This window comes from Cupriavidus sp. R6-3 (genome assembly GCF_059772245.1).
Window position 1 is genome coordinate 1 of sequence record NZ_JCBAJO010000388.1, and the last position, 2,724, is coordinate 2,724.

Annotated in this window: 5 protein-coding genes; 1 reads left to right on the top strand and 4 read right to left on the bottom strand. The window is 64.3% G+C overall.

From position 1 onward, the window contains the following. Nucleotides 1–197: 197 nt before the first annotated feature. Entirely contained in the window at nucleotides 198–410 is a 213-nt protein-coding gene (locus tag AC6EI8_RS25885; protein ID WP_006577163.1) for a twin transmembrane helix small protein, read from the top strand. 207 nt (nucleotides 411–617) lie between these two features. On the opposite strand, the gene AC6EI8_RS25890 is transcribed toward AC6EI8_RS25885, so the two are convergent. The 4 genes from AC6EI8_RS25890 to AC6EI8_RS25905 all read right to left on the bottom strand — a co-directional run bounded on the left by AC6EI8_RS25890 (nucleotide 618) and on the right by AC6EI8_RS25905 (nucleotide 2,690). After that, nucleotides 618–1,478 carry a cytochrome c oxidase subunit 3 gene (locus tag AC6EI8_RS25890; RefSeq protein WP_498383311.1) on the bottom strand — a complete coding sequence of 287 codons (861 nt, stop codon included), beginning with the start codon at nucleotides 1,476–1,478 and terminating at the stop codon, nucleotides 618–620. 178 nt (nucleotides 1,479–1,656) lie between these two features. Next, entirely contained in the window at nucleotides 1,657–1,872 is a 216-nt protein-coding gene (locus AC6EI8_RS25895) for a DUF2970 domain-containing protein (RefSeq protein ID WP_149317134.1), read from the bottom strand. Between the two features lie 20 nt (nucleotides 1,873–1,892). Continuing rightward, entirely contained in the window at nucleotides 1,893–2,519 is a 627-nt protein-coding gene (locus AC6EI8_RS25900) for a cytochrome c oxidase assembly protein (RefSeq protein WP_149317135.1), read from the bottom strand. Between the two features lie 39 nt (nucleotides 2,520–2,558). Continuing rightward, nucleotides 2,559–2,690, bottom strand: coding sequence for a cytochrome oxidase small assembly protein (locus AC6EI8_RS25905; RefSeq protein ID WP_223129672.1), 132 nt, complete (start codon nucleotides 2,688–2,690; stop codon nucleotides 2,559–2,561). Nucleotides 2,691–2,724 lie beyond the last annotated feature (34 nt).

A 2,724-nucleotide genomic window follows, 5' to 3' on the forward strand; every position in this document is an offset into this window, starting at 1 on the left:
CAGTTGCCGAGCGCACAGGTCACCGCGATGACGACCAGCGCCGCCACCGTCGGCACCGGGCTCAGGGCGCGCAGCAGCTTCATCGCTGGAGCGGCGCGAGCTGCTGGATGGGCCGCAGCGGCGGGAACAGCCGGAACGGCGGAAACGGCCGCGGGAACGCGGTGCGATAATGACGCACCCTTGCCCCGACCGCCGCCATGCGCATCGTCATCGTCATTGCCTTCATCCTGATCGTCTCCAGCCTGGCCTCCGCCCTGTTCTTCATGATGCGCGACCGCGGCAAGTCGAGCGCGCATATGGTCCGTTCGCTGACGGTTCGTGTCGGCCTGTCGATCGCGCTGTTCCTGTTCATCCTGTTCTCGTACTGGATGGGATGGATCGAAAGCACGGGCATCCGCACGGGGCCGTAGCACCGGGCACCTTCGACAGCCGGACAAAAAGCAAGCGCCGCAGGGATGCGATTCCTGCGGCGCTTGCTTTTTGGACTGGCAGGCAACGCACGGCGATGTCCGCATTCTAAAGGATCGGGTCGGCGCCGCCTGATTCGAAACGCCCCCGGCAAATGAAACGGGGGCGCGATGCGCCCCCGTTTTCCGTTCCTTCGAGCCGGTGCCTGCTTACAGCCAGTACACCACGACGTAGAGGAACAGCCAGACCACGTCGACGAAGTGCCAGTACCAGGCGGCGCCTTCGAAGGCGAAGTGGTGGTCCGGCGTGAAATGGCCCTTGAGCACGCGGATCAGCACCACCGTCAGCATGATGGCGCCCATCGTCACGTGGAAGCCGTGGAAGCCGGTCAGCAGGAAGAAGGTCGAGCCGTAGATGCCCGAGGTCAGCTTCAGGTTCAGGTCGCTGTAGGCGTGCATGTATTCATAGACCTGGAAGCCCATGAAGACCGCGCCCAGCAGGATGGTCAGCACCAGGCCCTGCACCACCTGGCTGCGCTTGCCGGCCAGCAGCGCGTGGTGCGCCCAGGTCAGCGTGACGCCCGACATCAGCAGCAGCGCCGTGTTGATGGTCGGGATCGGCCACGGGCCCATCGCCTCGTACGGCTCGACGGTACCGGCCGGACCTGCGTTCGGCCACACCGCGGCGAAATCGGGCCACAGGATCTTGTTGTTCAGGTCGCCCAGCCACGGCATCGTGTAGACGCGGGCGTAGAAAAGCGCGCCGAAGAAGGCGCCGAAGAACATCACCTCGGAGAAGATGAACCAGCCCATCGACCAGCGGTACGAGATGTCGATGCGGCGGCCGTACATGCCCCCTTCCGACTCGCCGATCGCGTCGCCGAACCAGCTCTTGAGCACGAACAGGAACCACAGGATGCCCAGCACGCAGACATAGGGCGCCCACGGCTGGCCGTTGACCCACCCGGCCGCCCCGGCGGCGGTCAGCAGCAGCCCCAGGGCCCCCGTGACCGGATGGCGCGACGGGCCCGGTACGAAGTAGTACGGAGCGTTTGCGCGATTCGCACTCATTCTGTTTTCTCCAGCTCAGATCTCTGATTCATCGTTATACGCCGGCTGCCCGAGGGCGGACGACGCTCTGTCTTCTGTCTTGTGTTGCCTGTTCGGCCGACCTGCCATTGCTGCCTGCTGCCGCACGGCGTTCCTTGCCGACCTGTCCGCCCGGCTATCCGCCCGGCTATCCGCCCACCTATCCACCCACCACCAGGCGGACGATGCCGATCAGCACCACCACCAGGATCACGGCACCGAGTACGCCGGCGACGATCACATGGATCGGGTTCAGGTTCGCCATGTCGCGATCGTGCTCCGCGCCCTTGCGCAGGCCGATGAACGACCAGAACACCGCACGCAGCGTCTGCCAGAACGACATCTTGCGTTTGACCGCGTCCTTCAGTTCGTCCATGGCAACCCTCCTCTACTGCGTCAGCTGCCGGCGCTGGCCGGCGGCTGGTCGAGATGGCCCTGCGGCGCGGGCGCCATCGGCGTGCCGATCTCGAAGAATGTGTACGACAAGGTGATGTTCTCGACGTCCTTGGGCAAGTCCGGGTCGATCACGAACACCACCGGCATCTCGCGCGATTCCTTCGCCTTCAGCGTCTGCTGCTGGAAGCAGAAGCACTCGAGCTTCTTGAAATACTGGGTGGCCTGCTTCGGCGCGTAGCTCGGAATGGCCTGCGCCGAGATATCGCGGGTCTGCCCGTTGGCGACCTCGTAGACGATGGTCGCCATCTCGCCGGGATGGACCTGCATGCTGCTCTTGACCGGACGGAACGCGAAGGGGCCGCGGGCGTTGGAATCGAACTCCACCGTGATCGTGCGGCTGGTGTCGACCTGCGTGTTCTGGCTGACCTTGCCGGCGCTGGCGCCGTAGAGCTCGCGCGTGGTGACGACGTTGATGCCGGTGATCTCGCAGATCTTCTTGTACAGCGGCACCAGCGCATAGCCGAAGGCGAACATCACGCCCACGATCACCAGAAGCCGCAGCATCATGCCGCGGTTGTAGCGCTTGTCCTCGACGTCGCCGGTCGGAACCGGCTGCTTCGTGCTCATCTCGTTACCTTGCAGCGGGGCTCAGCCAATTCAGCCCGTTCAGCCAAGCCACATCATCTTGGCGAAGAAACCCAAAAAGAAGACCAGCACGATCGACAGCAGGATCAGGCCGAGACGGCGATTGGCGGCCTTGCGTTCGGTCGGCGATGGGCTTTCGTTTGGATGCTGCATCGAATTCTCGGGTAGGTGGTGGCCGGTGATGGCC